We start from the raw sequence: 671 nt of genomic DNA on the forward strand, positions 1-671 counted from the left end.
GCCCAGCACCGGCGCCGGGGAAGTGATCGGCATGCGCCGGCTGGCCGGTGAGCGCTTCCAGGCCGGGCTGGCGGTGGGCGATGTGCGCTATGGCGGTCGCAACTGCAAGCTGCTGATCGTTCGCGACCTGAGCGAGCCCGAGCGCATCCGCGAAGCGCTGGAGACCAGCAACCGCGAACTGCAGGCCATGGCCGGACGCCTGTTCTCGCTGCAGGAAGACGAGCGCCGCGCGATCTCGCGCGACCTGCACGACGACATCGGCCAGGCGATCACCGCGATGAAGCTGTCGGCCTACGCCGCGCAGGACGAAGCCGATCCGGCGCGCCGCGGCGAGGATCTGGAGCAGATCATCCAGCTGGCCGATGCCACCGTGGGCAAATTGCGCGACATTTCCACCCTGCTGCGCCCGCCGCAGCTGGACGCGCTCGGCCTTGAGGCCGCGCTGCGCTGGCAGGCCGGCATGCTGTTCCGCTCGGCGGCGATCGAACTGCTGCCGGACATCCAGTCGCTGCCGCGGCGACCGCAGGGCGATATCGAGCAGGCCTGCTTCCGCATCGCCCAGGAAAGCCTGACCAACGTGCTGCGGCATGCCCGCGCCAGCCAGGTAAGCCTGCAGCTGCACGACGTGAACGACCACGGCCTGCACCTGCAGGTACGCGACGATGGCGAAG

At 69.7% G+C, this 671-nt stretch carries 1 protein-coding gene; it reads left to right on the forward strand.

The features are described 5' to 3' along the window. A partial coding sequence (locus ACXJKJ_RS30750) for a sensor histidine kinase (protein ID WP_457395287.1) occupies positions 1–671 on the forward strand: 671 nt, incomplete at both ends.

The sequence above is a fragment of the Roseateles sp. P5_E1 genome (assembly GCF_054049335.1).